The organism is Mesorhizobium sp. B2-1-8, from assembly GCF_006442545.2.
GTDB lineage: Bacteria > Pseudomonadota > Alphaproteobacteria > Rhizobiales > Rhizobiaceae > Mesorhizobium.
This window is the reverse complement of record NZ_CP083952.1, coordinates 5,827,898-5,846,743: the sequence shown is the minus strand read 5'-3', so window position 1 is coordinate 5,846,743 and position 18,846 is coordinate 5,827,898. Positions and strand designations below refer to the sequence as shown.

Annotated in this window: 18 protein-coding genes and 1 pseudogene; 8 read left to right on the top strand and 11 right to left on the bottom strand. The window is 60.6% G+C overall.

The window, feature by feature from the left end; translation table 11 throughout:
- Positions 1–80: 80 nt before the first annotated feature.
- Both FJ970_RS28765 and FJ970_RS28760 read right to left on the bottom strand, forming a co-directional pair.
- Positions 81–2,165 (bottom strand): sigma-54-dependent Fis family transcriptional regulator, encoded by a 2,085-nt coding sequence (locus tag FJ970_RS28765; RefSeq protein WP_140756867.1) that lies wholly within the window; start codon positions 2,163–2,165, stop codon positions 81–83.
- Positions 2,166–2,270: 105 nt separating this feature from the next.
- Entirely contained in the window at positions 2,271–2,744 is a 474-nt protein-coding gene (locus FJ970_RS28760; protein WP_140756869.1) for a hypothetical protein, read from the bottom strand.
- A gap of 450 nt (positions 2,745–3,194) precedes the next feature.
- On the opposite strand from FJ970_RS28760, the gene FJ970_RS28750 reads away from it, so the two are divergent.
- From FJ970_RS28750 to FJ970_RS28740, 3 genes are all read left to right on the top strand, one after another.
- Positions 3,195–3,569 carry a Fur family transcriptional regulator gene (locus FJ970_RS28750; protein WP_265336205.1) on the top strand — a complete coding sequence of 125 codons (375 nt, stop codon included), beginning with the start codon at positions 3,195–3,197 and terminating at the stop codon, positions 3,567–3,569.
- 55 nt (positions 3,570–3,624) lie between these two features.
- Positions 3,625–4,596, top strand: a complete 972-nt coding sequence (locus FJ970_RS28745) for a CobW family GTP-binding protein (protein ID WP_140757059.1) — start codon at positions 3,625–3,627, stop codon at positions 4,594–4,596.
- A 71-nt stretch (positions 4,597–4,667) separates the two neighbouring features.
- Positions 4,668–4,910, top strand: a complete 243-nt coding sequence (locus tag FJ970_RS28740) for a hypothetical protein (protein ID WP_140756873.1) — start codon at positions 4,668–4,670, stop codon at positions 4,908–4,910.
- 100 nt (positions 4,911–5,010) lie between these two features.
- Here the strand turns inward: FJ970_RS28740 and FJ970_RS28735 are convergent, their stop codons facing one another.
- The 3 genes from FJ970_RS28735 to FJ970_RS28725 all read right to left on the bottom strand — a co-directional run bounded on the left by FJ970_RS28735 (position 5,011) and on the right by FJ970_RS28725 (position 7,978).
- Positions 5,011–5,796, bottom strand: a complete 786-nt coding sequence (locus FJ970_RS28735) for a hypothetical protein (protein ID WP_140756875.1) — start codon at positions 5,794–5,796, stop codon at positions 5,011–5,013.
- Positions 5,786–6,436, bottom strand: a complete 651-nt coding sequence (locus tag FJ970_RS28730) for a HupE/UreJ family protein (protein ID WP_321575707.1) — start codon at positions 6,434–6,436, stop codon at positions 5,786–5,788. Before FJ970_RS28730 ends, FJ970_RS28735 begins: the two co-directional genes overlap by 11 nt.
- Positions 6,437–7,069: 633 nt before the next feature.
- Complete coding sequence (locus FJ970_RS28725; protein ID WP_140756877.1) at positions 7,070–7,978, bottom strand: LysR family transcriptional regulator; 909 nt, start codon at positions 7,976–7,978, stop codon at positions 7,070–7,072.
- 788 nt (positions 7,979–8,766) lie between these two features.
- On the opposite strand from FJ970_RS28725, the gene FJ970_RS28720 reads away from it, so the two are divergent.
- From FJ970_RS28720 to FJ970_RS28700, 5 genes and pseudogenes are all read left to right on the top strand, one after another.
- Positions 8,767–9,342, top strand: coding sequence for a carboxymuconolactone decarboxylase family protein (locus tag FJ970_RS28720; RefSeq protein WP_140756879.1), 576 nt, complete (start codon positions 8,767–8,769; stop codon positions 9,340–9,342).
- Between the two features lie 71 nt (positions 9,343–9,413).
- Positions 9,414–10,136, top strand: coding sequence for an SDR family oxidoreductase (locus tag FJ970_RS28715; RefSeq protein WP_140756881.1), 723 nt, complete (start codon positions 9,414–9,416; stop codon positions 10,134–10,136).
- A 70-nt stretch (positions 10,137–10,206) separates the two neighbouring features.
- Positions 10,207–10,590 carry a DoxX family protein gene (locus FJ970_RS28710; RefSeq protein ID WP_140756883.1) on the top strand — a complete coding sequence of 128 codons (384 nt, stop codon included), beginning with the start codon at positions 10,207–10,209 and terminating at the stop codon, positions 10,588–10,590.
- 42 nt (positions 10,591–10,632) lie between these two features.
- A complete protein-coding gene (locus tag FJ970_RS28705) occupies positions 10,633–11,505 on the top strand; it encodes an NmrA family NAD(P)-binding protein (RefSeq protein WP_140756885.1) in 873 nt (290 codons plus the stop codon).
- 495 nt (positions 11,506–12,000) lie between these two features.
- Positions 12,001–12,252, top strand: a pseudogene (locus tag FJ970_RS28700) (Arm DNA-binding domain-containing protein); the annotation flags it as partial.
- Between the two features lie 102 nt (positions 12,253–12,354).
- Here the strand turns inward: FJ970_RS28700 and FJ970_RS28695 are convergent.
- The 6 genes from FJ970_RS28695 to FJ970_RS28670 form a co-directional block, all read right to left on the bottom strand.
- Positions 12,355–13,251 carry a carbohydrate ABC transporter permease gene (locus FJ970_RS28695; protein ID WP_140756889.1) on the bottom strand — a complete coding sequence of 299 codons (897 nt, stop codon included), beginning with the start codon at positions 13,249–13,251 and terminating at the stop codon, positions 12,355–12,357.
- A gap of 1 nt (position 13,252) precedes the next feature.
- Positions 13,253–14,104, bottom strand: a complete 852-nt coding sequence (locus FJ970_RS28690; protein ID WP_411908769.1) for a carbohydrate ABC transporter permease — start codon at positions 14,102–14,104, stop codon at positions 13,253–13,255.
- 287 nt (positions 14,105–14,391) lie between these two features.
- Positions 14,392–15,720, bottom strand: coding sequence for an ABC transporter substrate-binding protein (locus FJ970_RS28685; protein ID WP_140506225.1), 1,329 nt, complete (start codon positions 15,718–15,720; stop codon positions 14,392–14,394).
- Between the two features lie 42 nt (positions 15,721–15,762).
- Positions 15,763–16,818 (bottom strand): ABC transporter ATP-binding protein, encoded by a 1,056-nt coding sequence (locus FJ970_RS28680; RefSeq protein WP_140756891.1) that lies wholly within the window; start codon positions 16,816–16,818, stop codon positions 15,763–15,765.
- 389 nt (positions 16,819–17,207) lie between these two features.
- Positions 17,208–17,918, bottom strand: a complete 711-nt coding sequence (locus tag FJ970_RS28675) for a ribonuclease activity regulator RraA (RefSeq protein ID WP_140756893.1) — start codon at positions 17,916–17,918, stop codon at positions 17,208–17,210.
- A gap of 24 nt (positions 17,919–17,942) precedes the next feature.
- Entirely contained in the window at positions 17,943–18,842 is a 900-nt protein-coding gene (locus tag FJ970_RS28670; RefSeq protein ID WP_140756895.1) for a dihydrodipicolinate synthase family protein, read from the bottom strand.
- Positions 18,843–18,846: the final 4 nt, after the last annotated feature.

Genomic DNA, 18,846 nt, shown 5'->3' with positions numbered 1-18,846 from the left:
TCCAGGGCAACCAGTCGCCGAACATTCCCCATCCCGCGGCGCGAATGCCGCGGGATTTTTTGCCGGTGGCAGGCCTGACCCTAGAGGAAGCCGCGCCGAATGCCGTATTGGCCGAGCTTGCGATAAAGCGTCGGCCGCGAGATACCGAGCCTGACGGCGACCTTGCTGAGATTGCCGCTCTCTGCCGCCAGCGCGTTCTTGATCGCCTGGCGTTCGGCATCCTCGAATGTGCATACCGGTGCCTCGAGCATGGCTGCGGGATGGTCGCTGTGGATGGCCGCGTTGTTGCTGGCCGCATTGATTTCACCGGGAAGATCCTGGAGCTCGATCGTGCTGCCGCGCGCCAGTATGTGCAGGCGCTCCACCAGGTTCTTCAGTTCGCGCACATTGCCCGGCCAGCGATAGGCGAGCAGCGCGTCGAATGCGTCGTTTGAAAACTCCAACGGCTCATTGCCGGCCAGCGCCGCGATTCGGCGGTTGAAATGCTCGATCAGCAAAAGTATGTCGTCGCCGCGCTCGCGCAAGGCCGGGACTTGAATCGAGACGGCGCCGATCCGGTAGTAGAGGTCACTGCGGAAGCGCCCGGCCGCCACTTCCTGCTTGAGGTCGCGGTTGGTCGAGGCAACCAGTCGCACGTCCACCGGCCGGCCCCTTGAGTCGCCGATGCGGTGGACCACACGCTCTTCCAGGACGCGCAACAGGAATGGCTGAATCTCCAGCGGCAACTCGCCGATTTCGTCAAGACTCAGCACGCCGCCATTGGCCATTTCGAAGATGCCCGGCTTGCCCTCACGCGAGGCTCCGGTGAAGGCCCCGGCCACATGGCCGAACAATTCGCTGCCGAACAATTCCTTGGTTATCGCCCCACAATTCATGGCGATGAACGGATCGTTTTCGGTGCGCCGGCTGCCGGCATGGACAAGCCGCGCGAACAGCTCTTTTCCAACCCCGGTTTCACCCTCTATGAGCAGTGACGTGACGCCGTTCGACCGCGCCACGCGGGAGGCGACATCGACGGCGGCGAGCAGCTTCTCGCTTTCGCCGACGATCATCTCCGCGGCTGTCTGCAGGTGCTTGTTAACCTCCCGGCTTACTGTCATCGCGCTGGAGACGGCCGGCATGGAGGGGAACACCAGAGCTGCGCCGCGAAGGTCGCCGTCGAGCTTCAGCGGCGTAACGTGGCAGGATCGCAGATGCGCCGGCAACGCCTTGGCAAGATCGGCGTCGGAGCCGGACGCCGGCAGGTTCATAAGCCAACGACCGCGGCCCGGCTCCATCGGGCCGTCCATCATATCCGTCGTATCGCCGTTGGGCACATTGTTGCAGAAGATCGCCCGGCCACGGTGGTCGACGATCACCAACCCGTCCTTTCGGCGGTAGCTAGGGGCCGAGGAAATGAAGGCTTCGAGCAGGCGCGTGCGCTGCTCCTGCTGCTGTTCGGCGAGCGCTTTTTCGATCTGCCGGGCGGTGGCGGCGACGAGCGCGGTGTTGTGCGGCCGGAAGATCGGCGAATAGCCTGACAGGTCGACGACCCCGATAATCTTGCCGTCGAGCGGGTCGCGGATCGGCGCGCCGGCGCAGGTCCAGGATTTGATGCCCGCGCAGAAATGCTCTGCCGCATGAACGAAAGTCGGCTCACCGGTCCACAGCGCCGTGCCGATGCCGTTGGTGCCGACGGCGTCCTCGTTCCATTTGCCGCCGATCCCCAGATGGATGTCCATGCCGTCGTGCAGGGTCTTCTTGTCGCCGATCGCGTCGATCAGCACGCCGTCACTGTCGGCAAGCACAAGCATCGCGCCTGTCCCTTGCAACAACTGGCCAAGGGAGTCGAACGACCGCCGCGCCGCCGCAAGCAGTTCTGCATTGGACCGGGTCAGATATTCGATCTCGTCGCGATCACTGCTCAGCGGCGCTTCAATCCCCTGGGCGTTGATGCCGCCGGTGACGCTGCGATACCAGGAATCGTGGATGAGGGAGCGGACGTGGCTTGGTTGGACTGCGTCGCGGGCGCATTTGGGCGCGTCGGCCAGAAAATCTTCCCAGGCGCGCATGGTGGCCCGCTCGTCATAGTCGATGTTGCCCAGAACCATTTGCCCAGCGGCCATTGACGCACGCGCCGGAAGAGCATCGATCTTCATCTGATTGGGGCCTATCTCGCGTTTCATTCAGCCATCACAGAACCTATTGGGGTATGCTATTTCTGTATGCTGTCGCGTTTCGCAAGCTGACGCGGATTGGACGTGCACAAGCACGCCCGGGCGTCTGCCTCATCAGTCGATGCCGAGTTTCGCGCCGATATCGGCGGCAAGCTGTTCTTCGGTATAGGTGGGCGCAAGGCGGGATCCGTCCAACTCGGCAAGTGCTTCGGCGACGGTTTCGTCCACCGGCGAGAAAAAGCCATTCTGTTTCGTCGCCAGCACGAAGATCTGGTCCCCGCTTCGGTTGCGGATATCGCCGATGTGATGAAGTTGGCGGCCCGTGTTCTGATCCTTCGAGATCACGCGGCCGTTCATGGTGACCCGGATGGACGGCTTAGCTTCGGCTACAGACGGGGCACTGGCGCCAACATGGATGATCAGTCCTTCCGCCTTCGGTTGCTGGCGCGGCTTCCTGGAAGCCGAATAGCCGCCGCCGCTGATCTGGTCGGCAAGGCGAACGATGGTCGAGCGGTTTTGCTCGATCAGTCTCTTGACTTGCACGTCCTCGCGCCGCGGGCCATCCCGCTTGGAGATGATCTCAACCATGAATCCTCCCAGATTCGCTTGGGCGTCGCCGTTAGTACGGCTTACTCCTCTTTTGAGGTGAACTCTACACTGCCTCGGTGAAGTTCGCCATTTCTAATCCCATAGCGCCAAAATTCGGGTCGCCGGTAGCAGGCGGCTGCTACACGGGATTTTGAGTAACACCCGCCTAAGGTTGCCTTGTTCGCCAATTCCGCGGGTTCGCTGTCAAGTGATTGCCTGTTGCGCAGGTAGAGTGCGCACGTGGTGCGCAGCATGGAGGCAAAGTTCGGGATATGGCCGTTGCATTCCGGAACGTTGTGGTTGACGGGTGGATAGGTTATGTTATTACGTTCGCTAACAAAGAATCGTAATGTTATCTTATAACAAGTGTGACCCGCTATGCTTCGTCGATCATATGGGCAAACTGCGACGGTGGGGCAGATACCCGAGCTAACGAGGAACCAAAAGCTGGTGTTGGAGGTCATCTCCCATGCCCGCAAGCCGGCCAGCGCGTATGACATCCTCGATGAAATCAGGCCGCAAGGCATCCGATCGCCAGTGCAGGTCTATCGGGCGGTCAAGAAACTCATCCAGGATGGTACCGTCCACAAAATCGAGAGCCTGAATGCATTCGTGTTGTGCGCCGGCCCGCATGCCCATGGTCAGGGGGCAGCAATTCTGGCGATTTGCGAACGATGCGGCCGGGTCGCCGAGTTCTGCGACGACATCATCGATCGCCGGCTTGCCGAAGGGGCGGGACGCCAGAGTTTTAAGATCGAGGCCGTGAGCCTCGAACTTAGCGGGCTATGCGCTGACTGCCTTGTCGAAGCGAACGCAACCCTTTGAACGGCAGATACCTAATTCTCTGAGAATCCAGATCATCATTTGGAAGGAAACATTGATGCCAATGCCTGTCGAGCGCACCCCGGTAACCGTGCTTACCGGTTATCTTGGATCCGGGAAAACCACGTTGCTCAACCGCATCCTGACCGAGAAGCATGGCAAGAAATACGCCGTCATCGTCAATGAATTCGGCGAAGTCGGCATAGACAACGATCTGATCGTCGATGCTGATGAGGAGGTCTTTGAGATGAACAACGGATGTATCTGCTGCACGGTTCGTGGCGATCTGATCCGCATCATCGAAGGTCTGATGCGCAGACGCGACCGGTTCGACGCGATCCTCGTGGAAACCACCGGCCTGGCCGATCCCGCGCCAGTCGCGCAGACGTTTTTCGTCGATGAGGATGTGCGCACAAAGACCAAGCTGGACGCCATCATCACCGTTGTCGATGCCAAGCACCTTCTAGGCGAGCTAGGCAAAGCGCATGAGGCGCAGGAACAACTCGCCTTCGCCGATATCGTTCTCCTTAACAAGACCGATCTCGTTTCAGCCGAAGAGCAGAAACAGGTGGAGGAGCGCATCCGCCGCATCAACCCCACCGCAGCGATCCATGGGACGGAGCGCTGCAGTGTCGGTCTCGAAAAGATTCTAGATCGGAACGCCTTTGACCTCGATCGGATTCTCGAGGTCGAGCCGGACTTTCTCGACGCGTTTCACGAGCACGAACACGACGAACACGTGACGAGTTTTTCGCTGGTGACGAAGGAACCGCTCGACCCTCAAAGGTTCATGCCATGGATCGGGATGATCACGCAGCACTTCGGAATGGACATTCTGCGCATGAAGGGCATCCTTGCATTCAAGGGAGACAATGATCGCTTCGTCGTGCAAGCTGTCCATATGCTGCTGGAGGGCGATCATCAGCGGCCTTGGAAGGACGACGAGGAGCGCGTCAGCCGTCTGGTGTTCATTGGCCGTAACCTGCGCAAGGACATCATCAATGACGGCTTTCTGGCATGCCGTGCATGATACCCTTCTTTAATCCGCTGGCACCTCGCAGCAGAACGGTCCCTCCCTCTTCCTCGAGAATCAAGGATTGGGTGAGAGCCCATATCGGTTGGTCCGAAGATGTGACCATTTCGGTCAATGAAATCATTTGCCGCGATCAGGGATGCCCGGATGTCGAGACGGTCATCGGCATCATGGTGGCAAATATGCCGACCAGGTCCATCCGCATTTTGAGGCCCATCGAGAATGTGCGCGAGACGGATGTGGCTCATGCACTGGAAATGCCGGGCCATTATCGGCCCGTTGATGAAAAGCGAACGGATAGGAGAGGGTGAGATATTCGGGCTCATCCCGCCAAACCGTTGGCGGCGGAGCCTCAGAAGTACCCTGCAAAGACGGTCGACCGAAATTCCCCGGCAACCTCACAGCGCTTGTTCACGGAAGGGATGGCCTTGCAGCGTTCCGTGAACGGTCGCCTTGCCGATTGATGCCCGGAAACGGTGTTTCAAAGCGGTTTGCTCCGCCTTCGGTCAACGATGCCGGCGGAGGCGGTGGTGCAAGCACCGGAGGCTTGGAGGCAATTGCCGCGCCTCCAAGAAGAAGGCCGATCGCAATCAGCCAGCTGCCAAGGATGCGCGCGGCAATCGGAAACCAGCCGTGCCAGAAGGCGTGCCCGCTGAGACCAATGGCAGCCAGGATCCACAAGCCGATGAGAGTGGCGATCATCGAAATTGCGGGATCATGCAAGGTGGGGTCGGTCAGCGTTGTGGCGACACCGAGCATCGCGCCGATCAACATGGCGCCAACGGGAAGAATCCATCGTCTGACGCGGGCAGGCAGGATCAACAGCAGGCCGGCCGTAAGCGCCGAAACTGGCCCGGTCAGGAAAAGGTGCGTCGTCACCCCGGGGACGTCCACCATGATCGCGAGATACCGATCACGAAAGGCAATTCCGAGCACGACGCCCAGGAGGAATGTTGCCAGTGCGACAGCCACGTGGCGTCCGCGCGCTAGTGCGATCGCCACACCCAATCCGGCAAGCGGCATGACCCGTTCTGCGGAAAGGCCACTGTTGAGAATCCACCATGTCGTCACTGTCCGTTCGGATCGCGTCTCCAATATGAGAGCGCAGATCGAGGCAATCCCGAGGAATGCCAGCAGGGGGCCGGACCAGCGCAGAGCCCCGGGCGTTGTTCGCTCAGTGTCGTTCTCAAGTGACAAGGAAATAGACGCCTCCAACCGCGATCAGCCCGCCCAGCACTTGCGATAGCCGTCCGCCGAACGGCTTGCCTAGAACAAGCCCGACCCCGATGCCAAGAAGATGGATCAAGCCGGTGGCGATGACAAACCCGATTGCGTAGTCGGCTGGATCGGCTGCGTTCGGAAGCTCCGCACCGTGAGCATATCCATGACAGATCGCAAACACTGCGATCAACAGCAAGGCCATCCATTCCGCCGGCCGCCAGGCGCATGCAATGGCCAGTCCTAGCGCGATGATCGAAAGCGCGATTCCGATCTCCACGCCGGGTAGAGGGATTCCCGCAATGCCGGCGATGCCGCCGAGAACCATGATCAGCGGGAAGGCAACCGGCAGCGTCCATATTGATCGTCCGCCGATCTGAGCACCCCACAGGCCGACGGCGAACATCGCCAGAAAATGATCGGGGCCGGTCAGCGGATGTTCGAATCCGCTGCCGAACCCCCCGGATCCAGACTGAATTATGTGAGCTTGGACCGCCGTTGGCATGGATATCAGCACACAACTGACGACCAAGCGAGAGACGAAGACACGCCCTGGGCGAAAGGCATCGGTTTGCCTAAAGTTCGGTTGAGGCGACGCGAGGGTCTGCTGACTACGCACTAATCACGCCACCCATGATCAATCGTTCCGGACAGAACTCTTTGGATGGTTCTAGCGATAGAGTGTGCGAGACGCATTGGCAATTTCAACAGTTGGCATCGTGATGCGGATCGTGCCCGCCGGTCTATCGCGAAGCGCTGATTCTGGAACAAAAAATGCGCTACTTGGGTGGGCGGTGACGGTACTTTTCAAGACCATGGAGCACGCTATCGAACGCAGCAAAATGTGAGAAATCTTCCGATTGGTCCCGATAGTCGGTGAAACCTCAAGTATTTTTTGCAACGATTTTCCCTCCAAAATCAAAAGTGTGATTTTTTGACGGCCGATGGGTTCGGCGTTGTGCGTCACAAATAGGAAATAAACCAGCTAGCGCCGAGCCTCCGAGCTGTCCGCTGGCGCCACTTGGCCACGGTTTGATTGAAGGGACATTGAAACTCTCTGTCCTCGACCTCGAAGGCTGACTCCACTGCGCCACACCCTGCGTGAAGCGTGTCTTCAAGCGCATGGCGTTCGGTGTGTTCCAGTCCTTTCGTCTATTCCAGATCAACGGCGTAGCCGCGGCTTGGTGATATTATGCATTCCAATCAGGAATACTCCGACGCCGCTTAACCCGGTGCATGGCTATCGTTGAAGCTATGCAGCGCTCCCCGAGCTCGCTGGCTGTCGCATCACCTCCTCGACGAAGGCGATAAACGTGCGCGCCTTGGTCGTCGCCGCCCGCCCCGTGGGATAGACGGCCCACAGATCCATTGATGGCAAGTCCCAGTCCTGGAGCACCGCCTTGACCGTCCCAGCCGTCAGTTCGGGCGCGAACATCCAATCCGAGGCGATGGCGATGCTGGCGTCCGCCAGCACGGCTGCGCGCACCCCCTCGGCGGCCGTAACGTGCAGCCGGCCTTTGACCGTGACCGCCACTTCTGCCCCGTCGCGATGAAAGGTCCAGACCGTGCCGCCGCCACGCTGGCTGTAGATCACCGCCTCATGCGCAATCAGTTCGCCGGGTGACCGAGGCTCGCCGGCCCGCGCGAAATACGCGGCGGTGCCGATCACGGCATGTCGAGTTGTGGCAATGCGGCGGGCGGTCAGCGCCGTGTCGGCGAGCCGCCCCATGCGTAAAGCCACGTCGATTCCCTCTTGCACGAGGTCGATATTCCGGTCGTCCAGCACAACCTCCATCTCAAGATCTGGATGGCGTGCCAAGAATTCCGGTAAACGCGGAATCAGATGGATGCGCGCGAAAGTGACCGCGGCGCAGATTCTGAGCTTGCCGGTGAGGCCGCGCCCGGCGCCGCGCGCCGCCAGCTCTGCCTCCTCTGCCTCCTCGATCGAGCGCCGTGCCCGTTCATAGAAATTGAGCCCGGCCTCGGTCGGCGCCAGACCGCGCGGCGAGCGAAGAAGCAACTTGACGCCGAGCCGGTCCTCCAGCTGCGCGACCGATTTCGAGACCGCCGGTTGTCCAACATTGAGACGGCGCGCCGCGGCCGAGAAGGAGCCGGAATCGATCACCAGCACGAATGCCTCCATCGCCGACAGCCGGTCCATGCGCATGCCTCATTGGAATAGATCATATAGCCACGGGGCTTTCTGCCACACATATCCTGGAATGGCTATTTTCTCTTCCGGCAGAGCCGGAGTGGCTATGGATACGCGGAGACAAAAAAGATCAGCGGCGCGCCGTGCGTGCGCGCTGGCGATCGCGCGCCAGATTTCATGCTCACCACCCATGGCGGACAGCCCGTTTCTCTGACGGCTGAGCTTCAGAAGGGGCCGGTCATGCTTTCCTTCTTGGCCTCTATGCAACTACGCGATGTCGACATTCAGCTCGCGGCCCTGTCAAACTGCGCGGGCAGATTGGAACGGAGGGCGGGGTACTTCTGGCGATCTCGTCTGCCGTCATGCCGAGGAGCGACTCGGCCAGGATCTTCCCGTGCTGTACGACGCCTGCGTTGTCGCGGGGCGTTATGGAATTTCGGCGCCCGCTACCTTTGTCATCGGCGATCGTGCTGTCACTGATCGACGTTGCCCCTGGCAACCGCCTCACCGGCGCGCTCTGGGCACTGCGCTGCATCGGAGTGCGCCGGTCATGATCACGCTCTTGTCCGCTGTCCTGCGTGTTCGTGCTGATCCTGGCGAACCTGCCATCAAAGAATTCCTCGTCTTAAGCCTTAAATCCTTGGCCGTACTACTGACAATGTCTCGGCACCGGGAGTCGCGTCACTGCCCATATTCCAATTCAGAATAGAAAGTATTTCTCCATGCTATCTGCTCACCGATTGCGGAATGAGCAATACTTCTCCTTAGAACGCAGCTTTAGAACAAGGAGAGAGATCATGATTAACGGTTTCAAGCTTCACGAGACGGCGACCGCTCCTGCAGCCTCGGCGGAGATCCTGAACTGCGTCCAGAAGGCCTGGGGCTTCGTACCCAATCTGCACCGCGTCCTGGCCGAGAGCCCGGCCGCGCTTGAGGCCTACAACACCCTTTGGGGCATCGCCGAAAAGACCAGCTTCACCGCGCAGGAACGCCACATCGCCTATCTCGCCGTCATCTACGAGAACGAGTGCACCTACTGCATGGCGGGCCACACCAACCTGTCGCGGATGGCGAAGGTAGCTCCCGAGGCGATCGCGGCGGTCCGCGAGAGCCGGCCGATTGCCGATGCCAAGCTCGAGGCGCTGCGCCAATTCGCCGCCAAGGTCACGCGCCAGCGCGGCGCGGTCAGCGAGGCCGACGTCGAAGCCCTGAAGGCTGGGGGCTATGACAACCGCGCCGTGCTCGATGTTCTCGTGCTCGCAGCGACCAAGCTCATCTCAAACTACACGAACCATCTCGCGCAGACGCCCAATGACAGCTTCATGAAGGGCGCAGAATGGACGGTACCCGGCAAGCTCAAGCCGGCCGTCTGACCCACCCGCACCGCCGTTATTCCCGCGATCGAAATGGTGACCGCGCTCGCTTCAAAGGAGTGAACTGTGCCATGCCACTTTTACTTGAGGGTAAAAAGGTCGTCGTAATTGGCGGCAGCTCCGGTATCGGTTTGGCGATTGCCCGCCAAGCTCAGGCGCAAGGAGCTTCGCTGGTCATCATCGGCCGGGATCCGATGAAGCTCTCGAATGCGGCGTCAAAACTCGGCGGCGACGTTCAGACCATCGGGGGTGATGCCCATGATCACGCTGCCCTTGAGAGCTTCATCGCGGCCCTGCCAGAATTCGATCATCTTGTCTCGATGATCGGCGACACCATGGCGGGCGGTTTCCTGCAGACACCGCTCGACTCGATGCGGCATGTGCTGCATTCGAAGTTCTGGACCAATCTGCTGATCGCCCGTTTTGCCGCACCCCTCGTCCGCGAGAGCGGCAGCATGACGTTCACCTCGGGGAGCGGTGTTAGGGCGCAGGAGGCGGCGGCGAGCTACGTGGCGAACGAGGCGCTCGCCGCCATGGCGCAAGGATTGGGTTCTGAACTCGGCCCGCGCGTGCGTGTGAACGTCATCGCCCCGGCGTTCATGGACACGGCCTTGTGGCGCGCAAAGCCACGTGAGGACATAGATGCCAGGATACGCTCCTATTCTCAGATCAATCCACTGGGGCGTCTCGGGACGCCAGAAGAAGTGGCATCGGCCTATATCTTCCTAATGGTCAATACGTACACAACGGGACAGGTCTTGCAGATCGACGGCGGCATGATGCTGCGGAAATAGCTCCGGTGGCGTGACCCATCGGAGAACGACAATGTCCCAAACTATGAACCTGCGTTAGGTGCCCGAAACCATGACCTTGCAAAGCGCCCTGTGGGCCGGCCGGATAATGAGCGCGTTTGTCGTGATCGCTCTGGTGGCAGACGGCACTATTCAGCTTTTCGCGCCAGCACAGATCGCGAGCATGTTGCAGGAAACCGGCTTCGCGATGGACCTGACCCGTGTCGTGGGTCCGATCATACTCGCCTGCGCCATCCTTTACGCCATCCCGGCCACGGCAGTCCTCGGCGCGATCCTGGTGACGGGCTTTTTGGGAGGTGCGATCTGCGCACATGTCCGCATTGGTGAGTTGGGGTCGCCGCCGGAAATTATTTCCCTGCTTCTGGGTGCGATGACATGGGGCGGCCTTTACCTGCGCGCGCCCCGCATCCGGTCCCTTCTGCCGCTCGTCCGTTGAACCAACTGGGCGGCTCCGTCCCTCAAGATCAGGAGAAAACACATGTTTTTAGTCATGGGAATCACAGGAAAGGTGGGCGGCGCAACGGCAGAACATCTGTTGGCGCATGGCAAGAAAGTACGCGCACTGGTCCGCAATCGCGAGAAGGCGTCAAGCTGGGCGAACCAGGGCGTGGAGCTGGTTGATGGCGACTGGACTGATTCGGCAGCCATCGAGCAAGCGCTCAAAGGCGTCGAAGGCGCGTTCGTCATGTTGCCGGCCGTCTGGGCTCCCTCGCCCGATTACCAAGAGGCAAAGGGCGTGATTGCAAACTATGTCGAGGCGCTCACCAAGGCAGCGCCGCCGCGAGTGGTTGCGCTTTCATCGATGGGTGCTAACAGAATCAACGGGCTCGGGATGATCACGGCCTTGTCACTTCTGGAGCAAGGCTTTCGAAACCTAAAATCCCCGGTCGCCTTTGTGCGCGCAGGCGGATTTTTCGAAAACTTCCTCTACGGCTTGCAGGTTGCCCAGGGCGGAACGCTACCGGTCTACTACAATCCGACAAACCGGAAATCGACCATGGTCGCGACGAACGACATCGGCGCGGAGGTCGCAACCCTTTTGACCGAGCCAGCTTGGTCAGGGCAGCGCGTCGTCGAGCTTGGTTCGATGGTCAGCGCGGATGAAGTCGCGGAGCAATTGGGTGAAGTCCTCAATCTCGACGTGAAAGCCTTTGCAGTGCCGCGCGCAGGGTGGGCGGAAGCGTTCGAGCAATTCGGCATCCCGAAGGGCCGCACCGGACCTGCCGAAGAAATGTTTGAAGCCGTGAATGCGGGATGGATGGACCTCGGAGTCGAGGGTACGGAGCACGTAGCGGGTACGACGTCTGCTCGCGACGTCTTCGCGGCGGCTCAGAACGGCGCCAAGGCGTAAGTCCGAGACGGATCAGGCATGCGACGGAGACTGCCCCCCTTCTGTGTATCGTTGAGGCTCTTGCTAGCCGTGACGGCCTCTTTGCCGACGGGGCTAATCGTGAAGGCACAGCTAAAGAACGTCGAAAATCGACCAATCGATGCCGATAGTCGCTGGAACCGAGGGGATTTTGGATCGCCGAAATTTCCCTTTGAAATCAAGAGCGAAAATTTCTGACGGATCGGTGAGACGGATCTTCGTCGTGCGCAGAATTGTTAGATCAATGTGTTACCGTGGCTTAGAACAATCGAGTGGGAGTGATTCAGGCCTACACAAACGCCGCCGAGTCTATGCCGTAATACGACGCAAGCCGTTGAAAACAAAAATGAACCCGTTCGCCGACACTCGGTGACTATCGGTACGCAGAGCTTGGCTTTGGCGGCCTGCCTGACAGGCCTTCGGCATATTGCTCACACGAATTTTCAAAAGTACCGTCGCGGCCAATCAGGCTCATGACGGTACTACAAAGTTGCAGACCACGACGGGATGTATGTCCGCGTTATGCCAAGTGGCGCGATCTCCTTTCGCTTGGATTACAGGCTCAACGGCCGCCGGGAGACCATCTGTCTGGGAGGGTACGGACGCGACGGGATTTCACTCGCCCGGGCTCGGGAGAAGTGCATCGACGCGAGGCGCGCCATCGGCGAAGGACGATCACCAGCGATCGAGAAGCGTCGCCTGAAGGAAGCCAAGAGTTTTGGCGAATTCGTCTGCTAACGCCGTGTTCGGCCACCGCGTATCGTGTGGATTCAGTTGCGATGGCGGGACGCCGGAGATTGCCATTGCTGTCAGTTGCCCTATTGCGCTGGGCTACTCTTTGACCGCCCCGGTCATCGACGACACATAGTGCTCGACGAAGAAGGAATAAAGGATCACCACCGGCAGCGATCCGATCAGGGCGCCGGCCATTAGCGAACCCCATTCGTAGACGTCGGAGCGGACGAGCTCGGTCAGCACGCCCACCGGCACGGTCTTGTTTTCGGACGACTGAATGAAGGTCAGAGCGTAGGTGAACTCGTTCCACGACAGCGTGAAGGCGAAGATACCGGCGGAGATCAGCCCCGGCACCGACAGCGGCAGCACGATCTTGGTCAGCACCTGCCAGCGGCTGGCGCCATCGATGAGCGCACACTCTTCCAGTTCGAAGGGAATGGAACGAAAATAGCCCATCAGCAACCAGGTGCAGAAAGGCACCAGGAAAGTCGGATAAGTCAGGATCAGGGCAAAAGGCGTGTCGTAAAGCCCGAGATTGAAGACCATGACCGACAGCGGAATGAACAGGATGGACGGCGGCACCAGGTAGGCGAGAAAGACGGCGAGCCCGACCTGGCGCGACCCGGAAAAGCGCAGCCGCTCGATCGCATAGGCAGCCAACACCGCGGCGATGAGCGAAAGCACGGTAGCGGCGACCGAGATGATCGTCGTGTTGAGCAGCCAGCCCGGATAGGAGGTCTCGAACAGCAGGTAACGGATGTTCTGCAACGTCGGGTGGACCACCCAGAACGGGCTCGATGTATCGTAGCTTGTCATCTCCGCGTTGGGTTTGATGGCGGTGATCGTCATCCAGTAGAAGGGAAAGAGCAGCACGATGACGAAAATCGCCAACGGAAGGTAGACCGTCACCACGCGGCGCGGCATGCTTTGCAAATAGGTCATGCCACCGTCGTCGCCGGCGGCGGGGTTCGGTTTAGCGTTGATTAGAGCCATCTCAATCTCCGCCGCCTTGCTGCCATCTGCGCCGCTGCAGGCCGAAATAGCTGAACAGGATCGCGCCTAGCAGGAAGGGGATCATCGCCACGGCGATCGCGGCGCCTTCACCGAGTTGCCCGCCCGAAATGCCGCGTTGGAAAGAAAGCGTCGCCATGAGATGTGTGGCGTTCACCGGGCCGCCGCGCGTCAGCACATAGATGAGCTGGAAATCGGTGAAGGTGAACAGAACCGAAAAGGTCATGGTGATGGCGATGATCGGCGTCAGCAGCGGCAGGGTGACATAGCGAAACAGCTGCCAGCGACCGGCGCCGTCCAGCGTGGCGGCTTCGTAAAGCGATTGCGGGATCGTCTGCAGGCCGGCGAGCAGGGTTATGGCGACGAAGGGAATGCCGCGCCAGACATTGGCGGCGATCACCGAAGCGCGGGCGTTCTGCGGATCGCCAAGGAAATTGATGTTGTGATCGATGAGGCCCATCTGCTTGAGAGCCCAGGAGATGATCGAGAACTGCGAATCGTAGATCCACCAGAAAGCGATCGCCGACAACACCGTCGGCACCACCCAGGGAAGAAGCACCACCGCGCGGAAAAAGGATTTGAACGGCAGGTTCTCGTTGAGCAGCAACGCCAGCCATAGCCCGAGGGCGAACTTCAGGATCGACGCGCTCACCGTGTAGAGAAGCGTGTTGAACACGGACAGCCAGAACACGCTGTCGTCCCAGAGATATTCGTAATTTTCCAGGCCGATGAATACGCCTGGCCTGCCGATGCGGGCGTCGGTGAAGCCGAGCCAGACGCCGAGCCCCAGCGGATAGGTCAGGAAGACCAGCAGCAGCACCACTGTCGGCAGCATAAAGCCAAAGCTAAGCAGCCCGCGGCTTTCCGCAATGCGCGACAAGAAGGAGGGGCGGGGCGGGGCAGCGGCGGTTGTCACGGCCATGAAAAAGCTCCTCTGGTGGCTATCGAGTGGCCGGAGCCAGCAGTCTTTCCGCCTTCGTGGAGAAGACTGCTGGCGCGCGGATCTCACGGCCCGCGCTCTCCTTATAGGGCGCTTGCATTTCGGCGGCACGTCTCGACCCACGCTGCGGCCGACCCGAAAATACAAGCGTCTTCTTCCGTGAACGGAAGAAGACGTGCGGACTAAACCCGGTAATACCGGTTGGCGCGCTTCTCGGCCTCTTCCATTGCCTCCTGTGGCGTCGCCCGACCGGTCACCGCCTTGGCGAACATGTCGACCAGCACATAGTCGGCCATGGTGGCGGCCGAAGCGTAGCCGAGCGGCCCGGCGTAGCCGTTGTTGCGCAGCGTTGCGGACGCTTTGGCATAGGGCGCATAGTTCGGATCGGCCTTCCAGATCGGATTGTCGTCGTAGGCCTTCAAGGTTTGGCAGCAATAGCCGGAAGAGCCCTTGATCCATTCCGACATCTGCGGTTCCTCGAACATGAACTGCAGATAGGCCTTGGCCGCGTTCGGATAGGGCGTGTAGTTGAAGATCACCGCCGAGGTGACCTGGTAAAGCTCCACCGCCTTGCCGATCGGACCGATCGGCAAGCTAGCGGTGCGGATGTCCTTGGCCATTTCAGTCAACTTAGGATCCTTGTCCTTGTTGATCCTGGCGGTTTCATAGGCCGAGATACCGTTGGCGATGACGGACAACTCTCCGGCCAGGAAGGCGCGGTTGTTGTTCACGTCGAGCCAGCTTTCCGTGCCGGGGATGAAGGTCTTGTAGAGCGCCTGAGCATATTCGATCGCCTTCATCGTCTCGGGACTGTTGATCACCACCTTGCTGTTCTCGTCGACCATCTTGCCACCATGGCTCCACAACAGCCAATGAGCGTAGTTGTTGCCGTCACCGACGCCATGCCCATGGGTGAAGCCGGCCGGATGGCCTTTAGCCTGCACGGCCTTGCACAATTCGAGGAAGCTGTCGGTGTCTTTCGGGAACTCGGAGAAACCGGCCTCCTTGACCCAGCTCTCGCGGTAGACGATGGCGTTGCCTATGGTGGCCAGCGGCAAGCCGATGAACTTGCCGTCCTTGGTGGCGTAGCTCTTCGGGCCCTCGTGCCAGCCGCCATACTTCTTGCCCAGATAATCTCCGAGATCGGTTACATCGAGGAGCTTGTCGGGATATTGGAAGGGATCGTCGAACCAGACGAACATCAGGTCGGGGCCCGAGCCGACATTGGCCGCGACCGCCGCCTTGGGACGAATGTCCTCCCAGCTCTCCTTGTCGACGCGCACCTCGACACCGGTGGCATCAGTGAATTTCTTCGTCAGCGCCAGCCAGGCGGTCTCATCGCCCTGGACAAACGGCGACCAGCGAAGGAGCCTGAGCTTGGCGCCTTTTTCGGGCGTGTATTTCGGCGCATCCTGGGCAAAGGCTGGCGTGCCAAGCAGGCGGTTGCCGATTGCTCCGGCAGCCGCCGCACCGGCGCTGGTTCGGATCACGTCGCGTCTGGTAAATCTCATTGCCATTTCCTCCTGTTTTGATTGGCTGAGACCTAGGCATCTTCAAAGCCGGCGGCCCGTATCTGCGTCAAAGAGATGGATCAGGCTCGGCTCGGCGGCAAGCTTGACGGTTTCGCCGGGCTGGAACGGGTGGCGTTCACGGAAATTCGCGACGATCTCTTCACCGCCAGGCGCGCGGCCGATGATCTGCAACTCCGACCCGGTCGGTTCGACGACCGAAATGGTGATGGGGAAGCCGTGGTCGGAAAGGCGCAGATGCTCGGGCCGTATGCCAAGCACCACCGGACCGTTATTCAGGTTTTGCGGCGTCCGCGGCAAATCTATGGCGACGCCGCCGCTGCCTTCGAAGCCGCCGGCGCCAATGCGGCCTGTCAGCATGTTCATTGCTGGAGAACCGATGAACATTGCCACGAAAAGATTGTCCGGCCGGTCATAAAGATCGAGCGGTCGTCCGATCTGCTCCACATTGCCGTCATGCATGACGACGATCTTGTCGGCCATCGTCATCGCCTCGATCTGATCGTGAGTGACATAGACGGTCGTGGTCTTCAGGCGCTGGTGCAGTTCCTTGATCTCCGCGCGCATCTGCACGCGCAGTTTGGCATCGAGATTGGAGAGCGGCTCGTCAAACAAAAAGACCTGCGGGTCGCGCACGATCGCCCGGCCCATGGCCACGCGCTGCCGCTGCCCGCCCGAAAGCTGCCGGGGATAGCGCGACAGCAGCGGCGTGAGGTTGAGAATTTCCGCGGCACGCTCGACCTTGCCATCGCTCTCCTGCTTCGAGACACGCTTCAACATCAGGGAGAACGCCATGTTCTCGCGCACCGTCATATGTGGGTAAAGCGCGTAATTCTGGAACACCATGGCAATGTCGCGCTCCTTGGGGGCGACCGTGTTGACAATGCGCCCGCCAATGGCGATCTCGCCGCGCGTGATGCCTTCGAGGCCCGCGATCATGCGCAACAGTGTCGACTTCCCACAGCCCGACGGGCCGACCAGCGTCACGAACTCGCCGTCTTCTATATCGATCCCGACGCCATGGAGAATTTCGGCGGCGCCGAAGGATTTGTAGACATCGCGGATCGCAACGGATGCCATCGATTCCCTCCCGAGCGATGCGACGCCTGCGAGGGAGACGTCCACTCCATACATACGCAGCTTGCAGTCTTGCCGCGTCCTCCATCTGAATTGGTAGCGCTACCAGCAGCGCATGTAAAGCACGGCCGGAAGGCTGGCGGATTTCCGAATGGCACGCCTTGCCATCCCTTTCTGCGACCAATCGATTTCATGGCTTCTCTCATCTCTCGCACGAGCACATCTTGCGAAACGTGCCTGCCGCGACCGGAGTGATCGCGTTGGATCCTGCGGTGCTTGCATTTGCGTCCCTCCTCCTCCTTCTGACACATGTGTTCTCAAATCCGGGTCGCCTTCCATTAAACGGACAGGTTCATGCCACGGCTTTCCTGCTCCTCCGGTAGCGCAACGGTCTATCGGCCGTTACTCTTTCGCCACTCGGCGAAAGCGGCCTGGTGTTCCTCCTTCGTGCAAGGGTAGAGACCGATGATGGTCTGGCCATTCTTCACCTGCTTGACCACAAAATCCTCGTAAGCCGACATTTCCACCGCTTCGTCGGCCACCTCCTCGGCCAGATGGGCGGGAATGACGATCACGCAGTCTTCGTCGCCGACGACGATGTCGTCGGGAAAGACCGGCGCATCGCCGCAACCGATCGGCCCATTGATCTCGATCGCTTCATGCAGCGTCAGGTTCGTCGGGCTTGAGGGGCGGGCGTGATAGGCCGGAATGTCGAGCGCGCCGATCGTTGCGGCGTCGCGGAAGCCGCCGTCGGTCACGATGCCGGCGCCACCGCGCATCATGAGCCGGGTGATCAGAATGTCGCCCGCGCTTGCCGCCCGGGCATCCTTGCGGCTGTCGATCACCATGACATGGCCTTCGGGACAGGTCTCGATCGCGACGCGCTGGGGATGCTTCGGATTGCGGAACTCGCTGAGCTGGTTGCGGTCCTCCCGGGCAGGCATGTAGCGCAGCGTGAAGGCAGGGCCGACCATATTGCGGCCCTTGGAGGCCACCGGATGGACGCCCTGGATCACCTGGTTGCGCAGGCCGCGCTTAAAGAGGGCAGTCGCCAGCGTCGCGACGGACACGCCCATGAGTTTGGATCTGGTTTCAGATTTCATGACGGGGCTTTCCTCTGGGTGGGTTCAGACGAGTCCTGAGGATCTCAGGAAAGCGAGCATCTTTTCCTGCTGGCCGGCGGTCAGAGGCCAGGCGGACGGCGGCCGCGTCGGGCCGCAATCCTTGCCGACCGCCTGGAGAGCGGCCTTGACGCCGGTGACATTGGTTCCGTTCAGCTCTTCGGCGCGCACTTCCTCGAAGGCGCGCATGCCGGCGATCAGTTCGCGGGCGGTGGCATAGTCGCCGGCCTCGAGCGCCGAATGGATCGCGATCGAACGTTCCGGCCAGAGATTGATCAGACCGGAGGTGAAGCCCCGCGCGCCGACCGCGTAGAAGGTGGGGGCCCAGACTTCCGCGAGGCCGCCGACCCAGACGATCGACGGATCGCAGGCCGCTATCGCCTCGGCAAGCTTCATCGGGTTCGGCGTCGCCCACTTCACGCCCCTCACACCCGGAAGGGCGCAAAGGTCGGCAATCGCCTTGGTCCCGATCGCATCGTTGCGCAGATAGAGCATGACCGGAAGGCCGCCGGAAGCCTCGCTGACCGCCTTGACGTATTCGACCGTTCCGCGCGGAGAAACGAAGGGATCCGGCGGCTGGTGGATCATCAGCGCGGCGGCGCCCGCATTGGCGGAAGCCGTGGCGAGGCGGCAGGCGTCGCGGATCGACCGGCCGATGCCGGCCAGCACCGGTGCGCGACCGGCAACCATCGCCGTCACCTCACGCATCATGGTGCAGGCTTCGTCTGTCGTCAGGGCGTAAAACTCGCCCGTGTTGCCGTTGACGACGGGGATGTGGACACCGGCCTGCAACGCGTGGTCGATGATCGGCTGAAGGCGTTTGGGTGCGACATTCCCGTCCGTGTCGTAGGGCGTGACGAGAATGCCGGAAATACCGGTCAAGGCCTTGTCGAGGTCGTGGGACATGGCT

What these genes read in the sequence shown, in the direction of transcription:
- FJ970_RS28685 (WP_140506225.1), bottom strand. Translation starts at nt 15,720, where the DNA reads ATGAGATTTACCAGACGCGACGTGATCCGAACCAGCGCCGGTGCGGCG.
- FJ970_RS28695 (WP_140756889.1), bottom strand. Translation starts at nt 13,251, where the DNA reads ATGGCTCTAATCAACGCTAAACCGAACCCCGCCGCCGGCGACGACGGT.
- FJ970_RS28705 (WP_140756885.1), top strand. Translation starts at nt 10,633, where the DNA reads ATGTTTTTAGTCATGGGAATCACAGGAAAGGTGGGCGGCGCAACGGCA.
- FJ970_RS28675 (WP_140756893.1), bottom strand. Translation starts at nt 17,918, where the DNA reads ATGAAATCTGAAACCAGATCCAAACTCATGGGCGTGTCCGTCGCGACG.
- FJ970_RS28680 (WP_140756891.1), bottom strand. Translation starts at nt 16,818, where the DNA reads ATGGCATCCGTTGCGATCCGCGATGTCTACAAATCCTTCGGCGCCGCC.
- FJ970_RS28690 (WP_411908769.1), bottom strand. Translation starts at nt 14,104, where the DNA reads ATGCTGCCGACAGTGGTGCTGCTGCTGGTCTTCCTGACCTATCCGCTG.
- FJ970_RS28765 (WP_140756867.1), bottom strand. Translation starts at nt 2,165, where the DNA reads ATGAAACGCGAGATAGGCCCCAATCAGATGAAGATCGATGCTCTTCCG.
- FJ970_RS28715 (WP_140756881.1), top strand. Translation starts at nt 9,414, where the DNA reads ATGCCACTTTTACTTGAGGGTAAAAAGGTCGTCGTAATTGGCGGCAGC.
- FJ970_RS28725 (WP_140756877.1), bottom strand. Translation starts at nt 7,978, where the DNA reads ATGGACCGGCTGTCGGCGATGGAGGCATTCGTGCTGGTGATCGATTCC.
- FJ970_RS28760 (WP_140756869.1), bottom strand. Translation starts at nt 2,744, where the DNA reads ATGGTTGAGATCATCTCCAAGCGGGATGGCCCGCGGCGCGAGGACGTG.
- FJ970_RS28710 (WP_140756883.1), top strand. Translation starts at nt 10,207, where the DNA reads ATGACCTTGCAAAGCGCCCTGTGGGCCGGCCGGATAATGAGCGCGTTT.
- FJ970_RS28670 (WP_140756895.1), bottom strand. Translation starts at nt 18,842, where the DNA reads ATGTCCCACGACCTCGACAAGGCCTTGACCGGTATTTCCGGCATTCTC.
- FJ970_RS28720 (WP_140756879.1), top strand. Translation starts at nt 8,767, where the DNA reads ATGATTAACGGTTTCAAGCTTCACGAGACGGCGACCGCTCCTGCAGCC.
- FJ970_RS28745 (WP_140757059.1), top strand. Translation starts at nt 3,625, where the DNA reads ATGCCAATGCCTGTCGAGCGCACCCCGGTAACCGTGCTTACCGGTTAT.